Genomic DNA, 693 nt, shown 5'->3' on the forward strand with positions numbered 1-693 from the left:
TGATCTGACCGTCTTTATCTTGGAACAAACCAGAAATATCGAGCGTTTGTTCAAACAGTTCGCCCTGTTGTAGGTACCAGCCATCAACAATGGATTGCAGGCGAGCTTGCTCTGCTTCAACAACCATTGGTGGTAAGTTTGCAGATTCGATTTCGATTTCGAATACTGTGCTCACAGTTGATAGCACATCACTGTTAGAGTTTTTGTCCTGCGCCGTTAGAACAATCTCAAAATCACCGGATTTTTCTACGATCGTGGTCGGGTGTAGAACAATTAGGTTGCCAACTTTCTCAACTTCAATGCCTGTGCCCGCTAAATTATGCGTCAGTTTTGTGCTCACAAGGCTTTGGTCTTTGTCTTTGAAAAGACCTTCGATGTTTAGCTCAACGCCATCAAATGCGGCACCTTTTACGATTTTTGGTAGCTTATCCAATTTATCTTCAGCTGCGTCTTCTACGGTTTCGTTGACGGTTAGCTTGTTGTTGACTACCGTTTCAGGCGCTAAGTTGTCGCTATTCGGCGTGCTATCAGTGATGACTGGACGTAGGCTTGGGTCATTGATGTTTTCGCCAGACGCGACAAGACGATCCACTTCTTGGTTTGCCGCTTGAGCAAACTCAGTCGCTTTCTTCTCGTAATTTGTTGGGTTTTGCGCTTTAGATTCTGTCAGAATCTGAGCGGTTTTATGTAGTT

Annotated in this window: 1 pseudogene; it reads right to left on the reverse strand. The window is 44.6% G+C overall.

Annotation, left to right across the window (positions count from 1 at the left end):
- Positions 1 to 693 (reverse strand): annotated as a pseudogene (locus R7Q11_RS26475) (hypothetical protein); the annotation flags it as partial.

Source organism: Vibrio sp. 970 (assembly GCF_033339075.1).